At 54.4% G+C, this 17,220-nt stretch carries 18 protein-coding genes and 2 pseudogenes; 3 read left to right on the forward strand and 17 right to left on the reverse strand.

Annotated elements, in window-relative coordinates; all coding sequences use genetic code 11:
• The 7 genes from ACRBCU_RS14220 to ACRBCU_RS14250 form a co-directional block, all read right to left on the reverse strand.
• On the reverse strand, window positions 1–521 hold a 521-nt coding region (locus ACRBCU_RS14220; RefSeq protein ID WP_431366057.1), incomplete at its 3' end, for a biotin carboxylase N-terminal domain-containing protein.
• 112 nt (window positions 522–633) lie between these two features.
• Window positions 634–843: a hypothetical protein gene (locus tag ACRBCU_RS14225; RefSeq protein WP_431366058.1), complete on the reverse strand. Its 210-nt coding sequence runs from the start codon at window positions 841–843 to the stop codon at window positions 634–636.
• A 247-nt stretch (window positions 844–1,090) separates the two neighbouring features.
• The gene (locus ACRBCU_RS14230; protein ID WP_431366158.1) at window positions 1,091–1,450 is read right to left on the reverse strand and encodes a hypothetical protein; all 360 of its coding nucleotides are present in this window, start codon (window positions 1,448–1,450) and stop codon (window positions 1,091–1,093) included.
• Window positions 1,451–1,534: 84 nt separating this feature from the next.
• On the reverse strand, window positions 1,535–1,681 hold the full coding sequence (locus ACRBCU_RS14235; protein WP_431366059.1) for a hypothetical protein: 147 nt from the start codon (window positions 1,679–1,681) through the stop codon (window positions 1,535–1,537).
• Window positions 1,682–1,895: 214 nt separating this feature from the next.
• Entirely contained in the window at window positions 1,896–2,324 is a 429-nt protein-coding gene (locus tag ACRBCU_RS14240) for a DUF6497 family protein (protein ID WP_431366060.1), read from the reverse strand.
• A complete protein-coding gene (locus tag ACRBCU_RS14245) occupies window positions 2,321–2,665 on the reverse strand; it encodes a hypothetical protein (RefSeq protein ID WP_431366061.1) in 345 nt (114 codons plus the stop codon). The genes ACRBCU_RS14240 and ACRBCU_RS14245 overlap by 4 nt, the downstream gene beginning before the upstream one ends.
• Before the next feature lie 32 nt (window positions 2,666–2,697).
• Window positions 2,698–4,230 (reverse strand): acyl-CoA carboxylase subunit beta, encoded by a 1,533-nt coding sequence (locus ACRBCU_RS14250; RefSeq protein ID WP_431366062.1) that lies wholly within the window; start codon window positions 4,228–4,230, stop codon window positions 2,698–2,700.
• Window positions 4,231–4,498: 268 nt separating this feature from the next.
• Between ACRBCU_RS14250 and ACRBCU_RS14255 the strand changes: the two genes are divergently transcribed.
• Window positions 4,499–5,713, forward strand: coding sequence for a multidrug effflux MFS transporter (locus tag ACRBCU_RS14255; RefSeq protein ID WP_431366063.1), 1,215 nt, complete (start codon window positions 4,499–4,501; stop codon window positions 5,711–5,713).
• 64 nt (window positions 5,714–5,777) lie between these two features.
• Entirely contained in the window at window positions 5,778–7,178 is a 1,401-nt protein-coding gene (locus ACRBCU_RS14260) for a helix-turn-helix domain-containing protein (protein ID WP_431366064.1), read from the forward strand.
• Between the two features lie 38 nt (window positions 7,179–7,216).
• On the opposite strand, the gene ACRBCU_RS14265 is transcribed toward ACRBCU_RS14260, so the two are convergent.
• From ACRBCU_RS14265 to ACRBCU_RS14305, 9 genes and pseudogenes are all read right to left on the reverse strand, one after another.
• Window positions 7,217–7,453: a YdcH family protein gene (locus ACRBCU_RS14265; protein WP_431366065.1), complete on the reverse strand. Its 237-nt coding sequence runs from the start codon at window positions 7,451–7,453 to the stop codon at window positions 7,217–7,219.
• 83 nt (window positions 7,454–7,536) lie between these two features.
• The gene (locus ACRBCU_RS14270) at window positions 7,537–8,124 is read right to left on the reverse strand and encodes a thermonuclease family protein (RefSeq protein ID WP_431366066.1); all 588 of its coding nucleotides are present in this window, start codon (window positions 8,122–8,124) and stop codon (window positions 7,537–7,539) included.
• A gap of 174 nt (window positions 8,125–8,298) precedes the next feature.
• Window positions 8,299–8,773: pseudogene (locus ACRBCU_RS14275) on the reverse strand (GMC oxidoreductase); the annotation flags it as partial.
• Window positions 8,774–8,775: 2 nt separating this feature from the next.
• Window positions 8,776–9,952 (reverse strand): annotated as a pseudogene (locus tag ACRBCU_RS14280) (choline dehydrogenase); the annotation flags it as partial.
• Window positions 9,952–11,409, reverse strand: a complete 1,458-nt coding sequence (betB, locus tag ACRBCU_RS14285; protein ID WP_431366067.1) for a betaine-aldehyde dehydrogenase — start codon at window positions 11,407–11,409, stop codon at window positions 9,952–9,954. The pseudogene ACRBCU_RS14280 and the gene betB, both read right to left, overlap by 1 nt.
• 39 nt (window positions 11,410–11,448) lie before the next feature.
• Entirely contained in the window at window positions 11,449–12,957 is a 1,509-nt protein-coding gene (gene betC / locus ACRBCU_RS14290) for a choline-sulfatase (protein WP_431366068.1), read from the reverse strand.
• Window positions 12,957–13,538, reverse strand: a complete 582-nt coding sequence (gene betI, locus ACRBCU_RS14295; RefSeq protein ID WP_431366069.1) for a choline-binding transcriptional repressor BetI — start codon at window positions 13,536–13,538, stop codon at window positions 12,957–12,959. The genes betC and betI overlap by 1 nt, the downstream gene beginning before the upstream one ends.
• 446 nt (window positions 13,539–13,984) lie before the next feature.
• On the reverse strand, window positions 13,985–14,887 hold the full coding sequence (locus tag ACRBCU_RS14300) for a DMT family transporter (protein ID WP_431366070.1): 903 nt from the start codon (window positions 14,885–14,887) through the stop codon (window positions 13,985–13,987).
• A 37-nt stretch (window positions 14,888–14,924) separates the two neighbouring features.
• Window positions 14,925–15,518: a LysE/ArgO family amino acid transporter gene (locus tag ACRBCU_RS14305; protein WP_431366071.1), complete on the reverse strand. Its 594-nt coding sequence runs from the start codon at window positions 15,516–15,518 to the stop codon at window positions 14,925–14,927.
• Between the two features lie 202 nt (window positions 15,519–15,720).
• On the opposite strand from ACRBCU_RS14305, the gene ACRBCU_RS14310 reads away from it, so the two are divergent.
• A complete protein-coding gene (locus tag ACRBCU_RS14310; RefSeq protein WP_431366072.1) occupies window positions 15,721–16,410 on the forward strand; it encodes a hypothetical protein in 690 nt (229 codons plus the stop codon).
• Between the two features lie 24 nt (window positions 16,411–16,434).
• Here the strand turns inward: ACRBCU_RS14310 and ACRBCU_RS14315 are convergent, their stop codons facing one another.
• Window positions 16,435–17,178 carry a YebC/PmpR family DNA-binding transcriptional regulator gene (locus tag ACRBCU_RS14315; RefSeq protein WP_431366073.1) on the reverse strand — a complete coding sequence of 248 codons (744 nt, stop codon included), beginning with the start codon at window positions 17,176–17,178 and terminating at the stop codon, window positions 16,435–16,437.
• Between the last annotated feature and the right edge of the window lie 42 nt (window positions 17,179–17,220).

Raw genomic sequence — 17,220 nt, forward strand, 5'->3', positions numbered from 1 at the left:
TCGTTCCATGCGATACGCATGCCTTTACCGCCGCCACCAGCGGAGGCTTTGATCATCACAGGATAGCCAATCTCGTTCGAGATTTTGACCGCTTCATCCGCGTCCTCGATCAGGCCCATGTAGCCCGGAACCGTGGAAACCTTGGCATCCTGAGCGATCTTCTTGGAGGTGATCTTGTCCCCCATCTTTTCAATCGCACCAACTGGGGGGCCAACAAAGGCCACGCCAGCGTCTGCCAAAGCCTCAGCGAACTTGGAGTTCTCGGACAAAAAGCCATAGCCCGGGTGAACCGCCTGCGCGCCGCTTTGCTTAATCGCGTCCATGACCTTATCGATGACGATATACGATTGGTTTGCCGGGGGCGGTCCGATGTGGATCGCCTCGTCGGCCATTTCCACATGAAGCGCGTTCTTGTCGGCGTCAGAATAGATAGCAACAGTTGAGATGCCCATCTTCTTTGCCGTCTTAATCACGCGGCACGCGATCTCGCCGCGATTGGCAATCAGGATCTTATTGAACATGTGGAGGTCCTTTTCGTATTACGTAGCAACGCAAAACGCCGCTTTGCCCAATGGGGCAAAACGGCGTTCGCGTAAGTGTGTTATCGCAGCGAAACGCTGCGCGAATTGCTTGTTAGTTGGCTGTCGCAGCCGCGCCAGTGATCGCACCAAGAATAGCGCCAGCGGCGACGTCTGAATTGCTTCCACCAATTGCTTTACCTGCAAGCGCGCCGATAGCTGCACCAGCAGCAACGCCTTGAACTTGAGGGTTTGGTTGGGACACGCAGCCTGCGAGACTCGCGGACAAAACGATCGCTGAAGCAAATTTTGCGAATTTAGACATTCTATCTCTCTTTCGAAGTTATGTTTCGATGCCGCAGAAATGAAAAAAGGCGGCAGCAAATGCAGCGTAGCATCAGACTGCCGCCAAGGGGAAGGGTTACGGAAAGCTACGTTCCAAGATTCACCTGAAACAAGGTGCAACTTCACTGCATGAACGATGCAAAGAAACCGACGAGAGGCAAAGCCTTGTCTCGCGCGCGGCATCAAACAGGCTTGATCCTGCCGAAGTTCCAATACCTTGCGCGAAATCATGCCGACGCGCTCCAGTCCGTTGCATCCGGGAAAGACAGCTCGGCCGCACGCGGATCAAGGATCAACATCGCCTCATAATCCGCAGGGTCAAAGGGATCGCTATAGGGCAGCACTTCGCGCCCGAAGAGCCAATTCAGGCGCCCTGCATCTAAATTGCCACGCTCAAAGGGCTCTGCACCAAAATTTTCCCACAGAGCAGCGATAAAGCCAGCGTCAGCGCGTCGATCAGCGGGCCTGCGATCCGCATTGCGTTCACGGCGCTCAATCGGCGTTGCCCCTTTAGGGTTCGCGCGGCGAAGTGTAAATTGGAAATCTGTTCCGGGAAGACGGCCAGGAAAGCCGCGATGTTTTAGCATATACGCTAGTGCCATGACGCACCCCCGAATTGGTGCGACAGGTCTTGGGTCGAGGCAGGCGCGAACGCCTGCCCCGCAGCTAAGTTACTTGTACTTACCTGTGTATGTCGGCTCAACAGAGATTGGCGCTGGGTCAACAACGACAAACTCTTCAACCGGTGCTTTACGTGCGCAAGCGGACGCTGCGAAGGCAACGCCGAGTACGGCAAGCAATTTGATGCTTTTGGACATGTTAATCTCCTGTCACAATTGCGTTTCAAGTCCACAGGAGAACCCTGCAGCCCTGTCCCTCTCGAGGTATAGGTCCATTGGGTGAACCTGCCGCCCACTCTATGCGAGCGGGTCTCAAAAAGATATGCACAGGCGCGCAAGTCGGCGCGTTGTGACTCAGAAGCCTCAATCACGCCATTGGATGAGCTTCGCTGCGCAACATATTGTGGTTCCATCAAAACATCTCCAACATGCAGGTCTCGTTCTGGACGCTAAATGCTTCAAAAACTTGCTGAACGTCCGTATCCGCCACACCAAATTCAATCGGTTGCGCTGACAATGACACAACGATCTGGTTTGGGCGCGGTGCATCTTTGAGAAGTTCTTTTAGGCCAAACTCGGAGCATAGCGCTTCCAGATCATCTCCAATTGCCTCAAACGACGGGCGTGTTAAGGGGCTGGCCAGATCAGGCGCGACAAAGCGGAGCCGAACGATATTCGCCTCAAGGTCAACGCGCTTTTCAAGGAAGGTCACTGTTTGACCAGACGGCACAGCGACGGACAACTGCGCCAAGGCCAAACCGCTAAAACACAAAGTGCAGGCAAGCACGGAACCGATCGCTTTTGCGGCCCGAGCGAGCAGGTTTTGTATGCAAGCGTTCATGACTGCCCCTTCGCGGCGCAAGCGATCCAACGCCGCCTTAAGCCAGCGTCGTTCAACAATGCGCCAATCCTACCTTCAAGACCTGACGTGACTAAGCCCAGAACACGGCCGCCAGCTGTCACTTTCATAGTGCCTTCTGACTTTTCGACCTGAACAACCGGAGAAAACCCGCGCAGGTTTTGCAAGGCCCGCCACATATCCTGGCGGATCATATGCGCAAGCCGCGCTGCATTCCCATCAGGAAACTCCGCCGAGGCAGAAACATCAAAGCGCACAGGCAAGTGGCGCGCAACAGTCGTGCGCGCGCCCTCACGTAGTGTATGCCAGTTACTCTGGGTCATGCTTTGATGGCCTTACCTTGCAGTTTGCCGATTTACAGCGGAATGTTGTCGTGCTTTTTCCACGGGTTCTTCAACTGCTTGCCACGCAGCGATGCGAAGGCACGGCTCACGCGTTTACGTGTGCTTTGCGGTTGGATCACTTCGTCGATAAAACCACGCTCTGCTGCAACAAACGGGTTCGCAAAGCGATCCTCGTAATCTGCGGTATGCTGCGCAATTTTCTCAGCATCACCGAGATCAGCGCGGTGGATAATCTCTGTCGCACCTTTCGCGCCCATCACAGCGATCTCGGCGGTTGGCCATGCGTAGTTGAAATCACCGCGCAGGTGCTTGGACGCCATAACGTCATAGGCGCCACCGTACGCTTTACGCGTAATCACAGTGACCTTTGGAACCGTCGCTTCACCATAAGCAAAGAGCAGCTTTGCACCGTGCTTGATCACGCCGCCATATTCCTGAGACGTGCCTGGCAGGAAGCCGGGAACATCAACAAGTGTCAGGATTGGAATTTCAAACGCATCGCAGAAACGCACAAAACGCGCCGCTTTGCGCGAGCTGTCGATATCAAGGCAGCCCGCTAGAACCATTGGCTGGTTTGCCACAACGCCGACTGTCTGACCTTCGAGGCGGATAAAGCAGGTGATGATGTTCTTGGCGAAATCCTCTTGGATCTCGTAGTAGTCACCTTCGTCCGCGATCTTGGTGATCAGCTCTTTCATGTCGTAGGGCGCATTTGCGTTGTCTGGGATCAATGTATCCAATGACTGCTCGATACGACCCGGCTCATCAAAGAATGGACGCACAGGCGGCTTTTCACGGTTATTGAGCGGCAGGAAGTCCACGAGCCGGCGCACTTCCGCAAGCGCTTCAACATCATTTTCAAACGCACCATCCGCAACGGATGATTTTTTGGTATGCGTAGATGCACCGCCAAGCTCTTCGGCTGTGACGACTTCGTTTGTAACTGTTTTTACAACGTCAGGGCCAGTCACGAACATATAGGACGTGTCTTTCACCATGAAGATAAAGTCGGTCATCGCAGGCGAGTAAACCGCGCCGCCCGCGCATGGCCCCATGATCACAGAAATCTGCGGGATTACACCGGACGCCATAATGTTGCGCTGGAAAATCTCGGCATATCCTGCGAGCGCGTCGACACCCTCTTGAATACGCGCACCGCCTGAGTCGTTCAGACCAATGATGGGCGCGCCGTTCTGGATTGCCATGTCTTGGATCTTACAAATCTTCATTGCGTGCGTTGCAGAAACAGAGCCGCCAAGAACCGTGAAGTCCTGAGAGAAGACATAGACCATACGACCATTGATCGTACCCCAGCCTGTAATGACACCATCGCCTGCAGGCTTGTTGTCTTCCATGCCAAAGTCGGTGCAGCGGTGGGCGACGAACATATCGAATTCTTCAAAGCTACCTTCATCAAGCAACAGTTCAATCCGCTCGCGCGCGGTCAGCTTGCCGCGTGCGTGCTGACTGTCGATGCGTCGTTGTCCACCACCAAGCCGAGCATCCGCGCGGCGGTCTGAGAGTTCTTGCAGAATATCTTTCATCGCATGTCCCTTCTTGCGCCCTTTTGAGCGCGTACTGATAAGCACGCACACATTGCGCCTGATCTACTTCTTGTCTTAGCTGCCCTGCGATAGCCTGCCGCGATGCAGAAAAAAAGCTATTTGTCGCAAATTTGCAAATCTCGAGTGAAACTCGACCTGCTAATAGCAAATTTGCAAATTCAACATCGAACGCGCAAAGCACCCCAAGCGCCGCAACGTCGTAAAGAAGTCGCTGTTCCCGCGCCACTTCGCAAGGTAGATCAGTATAATGAACAACGGTTATTCTGCGCGGTTCCTCGATCGGTCCACGCCACCCCATATCATTACGCTCATTCTACTCGCCGGCATTGCCGCGTTAGCAATGAATGTATTCCTGCCTTCACTGCCGAATATGGCGGCTTACTTCGAGACCGAATATTGGGTCTTGCAGATGTCTGTCGCAGCCTACTTCGCGGTGAACGCTATTTTGCAGATCATCGTCGGGCCAATTTCCGACAACCTCGGGCGCCGCCCTGTGATCCTTTGGGGACTTGCGCTTTTCACTTTGGCGTCGCTGGGCTGCATTTACGCCCCCAATGCCACCATCTTTCTTGTTTTCCGCATGTGCCAAGCCATCATTGTGACCGCGATGGTATTGAGTCGCGCAATCGTGCGCGATGTGATTCCCGCCGAACAAGCTGCCTCGATGATTGGGTATGTGACAATGGGCATGGCCGTGGTGCCAATGCTCGGTCCGATCGTGGGCGGGGTGTTGGAAGAGGCATTTAATTGGAAAGCATCGTTCTGGTTGATGGTTGCCTCTGGCAGCGGTTTATTCTGGATTTGCTTTTACGACCTTGGTGAAACCAAACGCGCAACCGGCGAGACCCTCAAACAACAATTCGCGCACTACCCCGAGCTATTCGCCTCCCCCCGCTTCTGGGGCTATTCTCTGGCGTCGGGCCTGTCGTCAGGTGCTTTCTTTTCCTATCTCGGCGGTGCCCCCTACATCGGAACAGAAATTTTCAATCTTTCGCCAGCCTCTCTTGGCTTCTACTTTGGAGCCCCTGCTTTGGGATATTTCCTAGGCAACTTCTTCTCTGGTCGCTACTCGGCACGCGTCGGCTTGAATCGCATGGTTTTGATTGGTGCCCTGACGACCAGCATCGCAACGCTCATCCCATTGATTGTCTTTGGCCTTGGATTTGGCAGCGTGACTAGCTTTTTTGGCTTTATGACCTTTGTTGGCATTGGCAATGGGTTAACCATCCCCAATGCTACCTCTGGCATGCTCTCGGTGCGACCCCATCTTGCTGGAACTGCCTCTGGCCTCGGCGGCGCAATCATGATCGGATTAGGTGCGCTACTCTCAGCGCTCGCGGGCCTTGCTGTCGCTGGCGGCACAAGCGCAATGCCTGTTCTTTTCCTAATGGCAGTAACATCAATCGGAGGATTTGCCGCGGCGCTCGTCGTAATTTGGCGCGCCAAGCAGATCGGCGCATAAACCTTGCCGAACAGGCTTTGCAAAGCTATCCTTTTCGAAATGCAAAGCTGCAAAGAGATGCGACATGGCCCTTCAAAAGATCTACGCTGGCTCCAAACTGCGTGAGCTGCGCACGCAGGTTGCGCTGACGCAAAAAGACTTTTCCAGCAAGCTCGGCGTTTCGTTGCCCTACCTAAACCAGATGGAGAACAACAAACGGCCGCTCTCGACGACCGTCGTTCTCGCTCTAGCACAGGAATTCGGGTTCGACGTAACCGAGCTCAGCTCTGGCGATGCCGAGCGCTTGGTCACAGATATGCGCGAAGCCCTTGCCGATCCCGTGCTGGATGCAATTGAACCACCTCTTGCAGATTTGCGCCTGACTGCATCAAACGCCCCTGCCCTTGCGCGCGCGTTTCTAGAACTGCACCGCGCCTATCGCCAAACGCACGAACGCCTTGCCTCTCTTGACGAAGCTTTGGGCCGCGAAGACGGTCAACTACAACCAAGTCCATGGGAAGATGTGCGTGACTTCTTTCATTACTGCGACAATTACATCGACGCCGTAGATCGTGCAGCCGAGAACTTCGCCTCCAAAGGCCCGCGTGATGCGACAATTCGCGAACGCGTCCTCGCCAGCTTCCGCCAACATGGCATCGAGCTGCGCTTTGCCCCTGTGGATGCGCTACGCCGCTATGACCCCGAAGCGCGCAGATTGACCATTTCCTCCTATGCCGCGCCCGCGACCCAAAGCTTCCAAATGCTTATGCAGTTGGCCCTGATCACTCAGGAAAAGCTACTCGAAGCGACGTTAGACCTAGCGCGCTTCCAAACCGTCGAAGCGCGCGCGATCGCCAAGATTGGTCTAGCCAATTACTACGCGGGCGCTGCACTGATGCCCTACAGTCCGTTCTTGGAAGCGGCTCGCGAAACGCGTCACGATCTTGAACGCCTCGCCATCCTTTTTGGCGCATCCGTCGAGCAAGTCGCGCACCGCCTTTCGACGCTGCAACGCCCAGCAGCCAAGGGAATTCCCTTTTTCTTTGTCAGGGTCGATCAAGCCGGTTCCATCACCAAGCGCCATAGCGCGACGCGCCTGCAGTTTGCCCGCTTTGGCGGGGCCTGTCCTTTGTGGAATGTCCACCGCGCCTTTGAAACGCCCGGTCGATTTGTTCGCCAGCTCGCAGAAACACCCGACGGTGTGCGCTACATTTCGCTCGCGCGGGATGTATTGAAACCTGGCGGCTCGTTCGGGGCACCTGTGCGCCGCTTTGCAATTGCATTGGGCTGCGAAGTGACCCATGCCAGCCAGCTCGTCTATGCAGACAGCCTCGATGTATCGAACGCCTCAGCCTACGAACCCATCGGGATTTCATGCCGCATTTGCGAGCGCACCAATTGCCATCAACGCTCTGTCCCGCCGCTTGAGCGACGTTTGCGCGTCGACTGCAACACGCGCGGCGTTTTGCCTTACGAAGTCGGATAGCTTTGCTAGAGCGCGGCCACCCGACTTTGCAAAGGTCATTAGTCGTTCAGCATTGCGGCAATTTCGTCCTTCAGACGCGAACGCGTCTTGCGCAACTCAACTTCGGCCAATTGCTCCATTGGCTCAATATTCGTTTCGGCGCGGTGCACTGCGCGGTTCACGTCATGATAACTCTCAAACAGCTTGGCAAAATGCGCATTTGAAACCTTCAAGGCGCTCATCTTTTCAACATGCTGTGGGAATTCCTCGGCAAGTTCGTGCGGCGTGTTGGACATGGTATTCTTCCTCTGCATTTAGTGTCGCATTCACCATGATCCACTTTTGAAAAGCCAACTTTGATCCGCATCAATTGTTGCTTTTATCTGCGCGCTTTTCTCCACCCCGCAGCGCGCGCTTCATGCTCGGTGCAAAACCAACGTTCATCTTTAGCGAGGTTGATTCCCGTACGCTCATAATCGCGTTGGCCGGGGACATGAAAAATCTTCCCGCTCTTTGTGATATTGCCCTTGATCGCGCAATTCTTATCGATTGGAATTCTACCTTTTGCCCTTGTTTTGCGAAATTGCGCAGGGTCTTGAACGCGCGAGGCGTGCAAGCCTCGATCATTCACGGCGGCGCCTTTTTCATCCAGATCATAGGCCATGGAATATTTGCGATAGGCAAAGGCAAGCCCGCGCGACACCAACTGCTGACCAACATCGCGCCCAGCGATTTCGCACCGCGCAACAATACGGCCATAGCGATCTTGATCAACCTCGCGACAGATCGCGCGTTTCCCATCATACATCACGGCCACGCTGGACGTCACCCAAGCCCCGCAGGCCCAGCGCGTCCCTTGCTCTGTTTCACAGGTTTGGTCGGTTTCTGGCGCATCAATTCCATGAACACGCACCCGAACGCCAGCGACATCAAATGTGTCGCCATCAATAACACGGACTCGCCCCATAACATCAGCAAGGACAGTCGTGCTGCTCAGGCATAAACAAACAAGTAAACAAACTCTTAACATATCCCAGATATGAGAGCAGATCGCGCCACTTTCAATCGGTTTTGTTAACGAAGGTTAACGCGCCCCTTCTTTGGTCCCTAAATATCTCGGGGAGCGCGAGGGGCTGGCCNNCGCGCAAGCATTTCGCCGCCCAAAATATGATCTGCGGCTTTCTCCCCCACCATGATCGACGGGCCGTTCAGATTGCCATTGGTAATCCGTGGGAATATCGAACTGTCAGCAACGCGAAGGCCCTGCACGCCAATTACACGGCAACTCGGATCAACCACCGCCATCGGATCATCCACATGCCCCATTTTGCAGGTTCCGCAAGGATGATACGCGCTCTCTGCATGTTCTGCGATAAACGCATCCAGCTCTGCATCACTTTGTACATCCTTGCCCGGTTGAATTTCGTGCTTCACATATGGCGCGAATGCGTCTTGCGCGAAAACCTCGCGGGTCAAGCGTATGCAGGTGCGAAAGTCTTCCCAATCTTCAGGTTTTTCCATGTAGTTGAACATGATTTTGGGTGCGTCACTCGGATCGGCACTGCTTAAACTGACAGAGCCTCGAGAGCCGCTTCGCATCGGGCCAACATGCGCCTNNACCCCAGCGTGACGCTGCCCCGGCTTTGTGACCGCATCGGGCCGACATGGGCCTGAAACCCATGCCCTTCTGCCGCGGCTTGCCCGTCATAACGCACCGCGATTGGGAGGAAGTGATACTGAATGTCGGGATATTCAACTCCCGCTTTCGATCGAACAAATGCAGCGCTTTCAAACTGATTAGACGCGCCAAGCCCAGTCTTGGAAATCAACCATTGCGCGCCGATGAGTGCCTTTGAGACCAGATTCCAGTATCGATACAGGGTAATCGGTTTCGCCGCCGCCATTTGAATGTAGAGCTCAAGATGGTCTTGCAGGTTTTGCCCCACGCCCGGGCGATCTGCGATCACTTCTATCCCATGCTCGGCCAAATGTTCTGCAGGGCCGATGCCCGATAACATCAATAGTTTGGGCGAATTGATAGAACTGGCGGCAACAATGACTTCGCGTGTTGCGCTGACAACTTTGCCGCCGCTCAATGCAACGCCGACCGCGCGGCCACCTTGGATCACAACCCGCTCCGCCAAAGCGCTCACAACCTTGCAGTTGCCGTTCTTCAAAGCCGGCCGCAAGTAAGCATTGGCAGCCGACCAGCGTCGCCCCCTGTAGACCGTTTGCTCCATCGGGCCAAAGCCCTCTTGCTTTTCTCCGTTGTAGTCGTCCGTTGTCTCATAGCCTGCCTGACGACCCGCCTCTACGAACGCTTTGAACAAGGGATTGCGCCGTGGGCCGCGAGAGACATGCAGTGGCCCTTTGCGCCCGCGCCACGATTTGTCGCCGCCGTGCCCGCCGCTGCGCCAATTCTCCATACGTTTGAAATAGGGCAGCACATCAGCATAGGACCACCCCTCTGCGCCGCTTTCGGCCCAGTGGTCATAATCCTTCGCGTGCCCCCGCACATAGACCATCCCATTGATTGAGGACGAACCACCCAGCACCTTGCCGCGCGGCGTTGCGAGTTTACGATTGTTCAGATGCGGTTCGGGTTCAGATCGAAAGCCCCAATCATAGCGCGACATATTCATCGGATAGCTGAGCGCGGCTGGCATCTGGATGAAGGGACCCACGTCCGTACCGCCGAACTCAATCACGATAACCGAATGCCCCGCTTCGCTAAGTCGGTAGGCCATAGCGCAGCCTGCCGATCCCGCTCCAATTATGACATAGTCAGCCTGCATCAGAACGGTGCATCCACTGCGCCCATGCGCACGTAGACCGATTTCATTTGACTATAATGTTCGATTGCCGCTTTGGAGTTTTCCCGCCCCACGCCTGAGAGTTTAGAGCCGCCAAAGGGTGCTTCGACTGGGGCGTCGTTGTAGGAATTGATGAAGCATGAGCCCGCCTCGATCTGCGCAATAACGCGATGGCCACGCGTAAGATCGCTGGTGAAGACGCCTGCGGAGAGACCAAATTCGGTTTCATTGGCGCGGGTGATTGCCTCTTCCTCAGTATCGAAATCAAAGACAGCCATGACGGGGCCAAAAATCTCTTCACGCGCAATGGTCATCTCGTCTGTGACATCCGCAAAGACTGTCGGCTCAAGGTAGAAACCGTCACGCGGCAAGGCGTTGCCACCACAGACAAGACGCGCGCCTTCGGCTTTGCCTTTCTCGATGTAGCCTTGCACGATCTTCATCTGGTTTTCCGAGACCATCGGCCCAAAATTGGTCGCCTCGTCCAGTGGATCACCAATTTGCGCTTCCTGAAGGCGCTCATGCAGACGCGTTAGGAAAGCTTCTTTTATGCCTTTCTGAACGAAAACCCGAGTGCCGTTTGAGCAGACCTGCCCCGAGCTGTAGAAATTCGCCAAGATCGCGCCACCAACTGCATCCTCTAGTGAGGCATCGTCAAAGATGATCAGCGGGGACTTACCGCCGAGTTCCATCGTGACGTGTTTGATACCCTCCGCAGCAGCGGCATAGACTTTGCGACCCGTTGGCACGGAGCCTGTCAGCGAAACCTTATCAACACGTGGATCAGTAACGAGCGGCGCGCCGACTTTGCCGGTGCCTTGGATCACGTTATATAGACCCGCTGGCAAACCCGCCTCATGCAGGATTTCCGCGACCTTGAGCGCGCAAAGCGGCGTGGTTTCGGAAGGCTTGAACACCATCGCGTTGCCACACGCCAGCGCAGGCGCGCCTTTCCAGCAAGCGATTTGTGTCGGGTAGTTCCACGCGCCGATGCCAACGCAAAGGCCAAGCGCTTCGCGGCGGGTGTAGACCCAGTCCTCGCCCAGTTGGATATGCTCGCCTGTGAGAGAGCCAGCAAGCCCGCCGAAATACTCAAGCGCATCCGCACCAGAGGTCGCGTCCACATAGAGCGTCTCGGACAGCGGTTTGCCTGTATCATAAGTCTCAAGAACCGACAGATCGTGATTGCGCTCGCGGATCATATCCGCCGCGCGGCGCAAAATGCGGCCACGTTCGGTGCCAGATAACGCGGCCCAAGCCTTTTGCGCGGCTTTGGCCGAGGTGATCGCTTGCTCGACAATCGAGGGCGTGGCTTCGTGCACAACGGCGATTTGCTCGCCAGTTGCAGGGTAAATCACAGGGATTTCTGCGCCGCTTGTGTCTTCGACATATTGGCCGTTGATAAAATGACTGGCGGTGGGCTGTGTTGGATAGGGCATGGTGCCTCCGGCGGGAGTTTATTCGGGAAAATGAAGGGGTTATTCGCCTCTTGGGAAGCGTTGACTTTCCTCGAGGATGTTCAGGTCCATGTGATTGCGCATGTAGCGTTCGGACGCTTTTTGCAGAGGCTGGTAGTCCCATGGGAAGTAATCGCCATTGCGCAGCGCCTCATAGACAACCCAGCGGCGCGCTTGGGATTGGCGGACGTCTGCGTCGAAACGGTCAAGATCCCAGCGTTTCTCTGACTTGGCGCGCAGAGTTTGCAAGGTACCTTGGTGTTCGGGCCTGTCTGCAAGGTTGTGCAACTCATGCGGATCAGCGTCCAGATCAAACAGCTGATCGGGATCAAGCGTGCAGCGGGTGTATTTCCATTTGCCATAGCGCAGGCACACAAGCGGCGCATAGCTGGCCTCTGCCGCGTATTCCATCGCGACAGGCGCGGTGCGCGGGGTCCCTTGGCCCATCGGTTTGAGAGACATACCTTCTGTCCACGGCATGACTTCATCCATGCTAACCCCTGCCAGATCGCAAAGCGTGGGGCATACGTCGATATTGCTGACAGGTGTTTCAACGAGGCCCGTCTCCATGTCAGGGGCGCAGATCATCAAAGGCACACGCGCGGAGCCCTCATAGAAGGACATTTTAAACCACAATCCGCGCTCGCCCAGCATATCACCGTGATCTGCAACAAAGAGGATGATCGCCTCTTGGCGGGTGCTCTCCAGCGCTTCCATCACCTCGCCGACTTTGTCATCGAGGTAGGAGATATTGGCGAAATAAGCGCGGCGCGAACGCTGGATATCCTCGTCGGAAATGTTGAAATTGTCGCGATCATTGGCGTCCAAAATGCGTTTGGAATGGGCATCCTGATCCTCATAGGGGATCGGGCCGATCTCTGGCATCAGATGTTCGCAATCTTCATAGAGGTCCCAATATTTGCGCCGCGCAACATAGGGGTCGTGCGGATGGGTAAAGCTCACGGTCATGCACCACGGGCGATCATCTTTGCCGCGCGAATAGTCATAGATTTTGCGCGTCGCGTGATAGGCGACCTCGTCGTCGTATTCCATCTGGTTGGTGATTTCAGCCACGCCAGAACCGGTGACGGAGCCCATGTTGTGATACCACCAATCGATGCGCTCACCCGGTTTGCGGTAATCAGGTGTCCAGCCAAAATCTGGCGGGTAGATGTCTGTAGTCAGACGCTCTTCAAACCCATGTAGTTGATCTGGCCCGACAAAATGCATCTTGCCAGAGAGGCACGTCTGATAGCCCGCGCGGCGCAGGTGATGTGCGTAGGTGGGAATGGAGGAAGGAAATTCGGCAGCGTTATCGTAAACGCCCGTCGTAGAGGGCAATTGCCCCGACATATAAGCAGCACGGCCCGGCGCGCAGAGCGGGCTGGCCGTATAGGCATTCTTGAAACGCGTGGAGCGCGCGGCAAGCTTTTTGATGTTCGGCGCGTGCAGCCAATCGGCAGGACCATCAGGGAAGAAAGTGCCGTTCAGCTGATCCACCATAAAAATTAGAATGTTTGGCTTACTCATCACGCAGCCCTTTCAAGTTCGATCGACAGATAGTCCAATACCTGCCGTGTTGAATTGGATTGGTCTGTAGCCAATTTGACCAAACTCTGTCGCAAATAGACCCCGTCAATCAGCGCTGCGATGCGCGACGCAACTTCTGGGGCGCGCCTGCCTAACAACGGACGCAGCGCATGAACGAGATTCGAGCGCAGCCGCGCTTGATAGATCGCAAGCAGGCGCTTGGCCTCAGGCACGTGCTGGGCCAGCACATAAAAGTTGAGCCATGCTGCGATAACATCAGCGCGAAAGTTCGAGCTAGAAAAAGACGCGCGCACGATTGCTTCCACCCGCTCGTGTGAGGTCGTTGCCTTGCTCAGCGCAGCGCGCACTTCATCGCCATAAACCGTCAAGGTATGCCGCATAGCCGCGATAAAAATTTGCTCTTTACCGCCGAAGTAGTGATGCGCCAAAGCCGACGACATGCCTGCACGTTTGGCGATGGCCCCAACCGTGACATCAAGCGATCCGCGCTCGCCGATCTCATGAATCGTCGCGGTCACCAGCGCTGCGCGGCGGATCGGTTCCATCCCAAGTTTAGGCATCAAATTTCCTCAACGATTAGCGCTGGAAACGATAGCGAGTTTTTGATTGACTCGTCAATCAAGAAAAACCTCCCCAACAATCAGCTCATTTGGCAATGGCCGACGCCTTGGCTTCAACGCCCAAGGCTTGAGACGTGTTAACAACCTGTGAATCTTGAAGTGTGGTCTGAATTGTGCACCCTAAACCGCTAATAACGCGCAAAAATTCGCAAATGTTGAGTGCATGTCTTAACGAATTTCTGATGAAGCAAGCAAATCAGCCCAGCGAACACCCCAGAAAAGAGCGGCGTTTCAAATGCTTATGCGCTGCGGATCACGCGATACTTTTAAAAGTGTTAATTTGCAGTTATCGCGTGCGGGGTGAGCCCAGCGCAGCCCAAAAAAGTCAACCTCACCAGCATCATAACACCTGCAGCTTGGCCAAAACCTGAAGACTGACGATATCGTCAAACCTTTGTTTCGTATGAAACGGGCGTTACCGTCCCACGCTTAAGCACAGCCTCGCGCCACGTAATGAATGTGACGGAGCCAAGGATCACGAATCCACCGAGGATCACCCAAAAATCGACAGCTTCACCAAATGCAAAATACCCCAAAGACACCGCCCATAGAAGTTGAAGAAACGTCACCGGTTGCGTCACCGTCAAAGGCGCGCTGGCAAAGGCCAAGGTCATTGTGAAATGCCCCGCAGTTGCAAAGCAAGCCACAGCAAAGAGCAGAGCCACCTCCCCCCATGTCGGCGGTATCCAAACTGCATAGGCCATAGGAGTCAATCCAATCGCCACTGTGATCGAGAGCATCGCAACGACCATCGATGCTGGCACTGCATCCGCCAGCATTTTGGCGGTCAAATACGAGACGCAAAACACCAAAGCGACGACCATCATTGCTAAATGCCCCATACTAAGTTCACGAAAGCCGGGTCGCAAAATGATCATTGCGCCGAGCAACGCGCAAAGCACGGCAAGGATGCGTCGAAAAGCGAGCGTTTCACCCAAGAAAAGCGCGGCTGCTACGGTGACATAAACGGGCGTTAGATAGTTCATCGCGGTGACTTCTGCGATGGAAATTTGCGTCATGGCGTAGAACCAAAGCGTCACACCAAATGTGTGGAAAAACCCGCGAAGCGCAAAAAGTTTCCAAATCCGCGCTGTAAACCTTGTGCGTTTTAAGGTGCCAAGCATCGGCAGTAAGAACACCAGACCAAGCGCATAGCGCAAAAAGGCAGCTTCAGCTGCGGGAATGCGCGGGCCGTTTAGTTTGACCAATGCCGTAACCGCAACAAAGCAGAGCCCCGTCACGATCATCCAGAATACACCTAAAAGCGGGCGCTGCGCGTTTTGCTCCATAAAACTGACAGATCACTCCCCCGTTTGAAGTGCAAGCTTAGAGCAACAAAGACAAAGCAATAAGCCACATGGTGATCGCGATGAGGGCATCTAACACGCGCCAAGCCGTCGGTTTTGCAAAAACTGGCGCGAGCAAGCGTGCGCCATAGCCGAGGCAGAAAAAGAAGGTAAAGCTGCCAAGCGCCGCGCCGAAACCAAAACCCAAACGAGAGTCATATTGCGCAGAGATCGAGCCGATCAAAACAACGGTATCAAGATAAACATGCGGGTTCAGAAAGGTTATCGCCAGCAACGTAAGCAGTGTCGCTTTCAGCGACGGGCTGCTTTGCGCCTCACTATCAAGCACTTGCCCACCGCGCCATGCAGATATCGCGTTTTGCAAACCATAAATGATCAAGAAAATCGCGCCGCCATAGCGCATCGCAGTTTCAAACCAAGGAACAGCATGTGCAAGCGCACCAAACCCTGCAACACCTGCGATGATTAGCAAAGCATCCGACAATGCGCAGGTAAGGACGATCGGTAAAACATGCTCTCTTCGAAGGCCATGCTTTAACACAAACGCGTTTTGTGCTCCGATTGCTAAAATAAGAGAGATGCTCAAAGCAAAACCAGGTAATATTGATGACATATAGATGGCCTCTCGCGCACAGACTTTCGAACACTCCTGCATTTATTCCTAAAAAGACTCAAGATCATTCGATTGGCTTATGCGTGTGTCGCGTGCGCCTAAGTGCGGTGTTAATCTGGCTCTCGGCTTGCTGCGCTAAATCACTTGGGCTAAGCGAGTTTAAAAGAGCCCCGACCCGCATCGCATGCAAAGGCGCAACATCATGAACACACCATCGACATCCGCAAAAAGAGGCGTCCTCTATATCGCTTGGGGTGCCAAACATGTTGATGTTGCACGGCGCTCAGCGGCAAGTGTTAAAGCCTCGAACCCATCACTTGGCACAGCCATTTGGTGCGCCGCTGATGATGACACATCTGGATTTGATCAGGCATTCAGTATTCCCGAAGGGTTGGCCCGTCCAAAAGTTGATCTGCTGACCGAAACGCCGTTCGAAGAAACGCTCTATCTCGACAACGACACGATCGTTCGTGAAGATTTAGCCAGTTTGTTTGACCTGCTGGGCAAGTTCGAAATTTGCGGAGCGCACGTGCAGCTTTGGCATCGGCCTCGACATAACAAACAGTGGCGCACAGAGGTGCCAAGCGCTTTTCCCGAAATCAATTGCGGCGTGTTGCTGTATCGATCTTGCGAGCGGGTCAATGCCTTTTTCAACGATTGGAGCAAAGCCTTTGTTGAAGCGGGTTTCCCCGTCGATCAAGTCACATTCCGCGAACTTCTCTGGGACTCCGACATCAAGTTTTATGTGTTTCCGAACCAATACAATAAGCGCATTTTTGAGGCATCCGAACTGATCTACTCGGATCAACCGCGAGCAAAAATTTTGCACCTTGAGCTATTGCGCCCACAAAAAAACCCGATCATGCGATGGCTCGCAGATCGGGTTCGGTAGTCTTTGCAGAGACTTGATCGCGCTTTAAGAAAGCTGCTCCATAACCTCATCCGAGGCTTCGAAATTTGCGGTTACGCGCTGAATGTCGTCGTCATCTTCAAGCGCGTCGATCAGTTTCATAAGTTTGGTCATCCCCTCCAGATCCATCTCCGTTGAGATGTTCGGCTGCCAAACAAGTTTTGCGCTCTCGCTTTCACCAAGCGCAGCTTCCAGAGCCGTTGAAACTTCGTTCAGATCACTGTCCTCACAGGTGATCAAGTGGCCCTCTTCAGAGCTTTCACAATCCTCAGCGCCAGCTTCAATCGCAGCTTCCATAACTGTGTCGTCATCGCCAACGCTTGCCGGATAGGTGATCTGGCCCTTGCGATCGAACATAAACCCGACAGAGCCCGTTTCTCCCAGATTTCCGCCATTCTTGGTAAATGTCGAGCGCACAGTCGAGGCCGTGCGATTGCGATTGTCGGTCATCGCTTCGACGATAATCGCGACGCCATTGGGACCATAACCTTCATAGCGAATTTCTTCGTAATCATCGCCTTCGCCGCCAATCGCCTTCTTGATCGCACGATCAATGTTGTCCTTTGGCATCGACTGAGACTTTGCTTCTTTCACCGCAAGGCGCAGGCGCGGGTTTTTATCCGGATCAGGATCACCCATTTTTGCAGCGACCGTGATTTCCTTTGAGAATTTGGAAAACAATTTTGAGCGCAGCTTATCTTGGCGCCCTTTGCGGTGCTGAATATTTGCCCATTTTGAATGGCCTGCCATTGGGGTGCTCTCCGATAGTGATGCATGTTTAAACGCCGTTCT

The sequence above is a fragment of the Planktotalea sp. genome, from assembly GCF_050633725.1.
GTDB lineage: Bacteria > Pseudomonadota > Alphaproteobacteria > Rhodobacterales > Rhodobacteraceae > Planktotalea.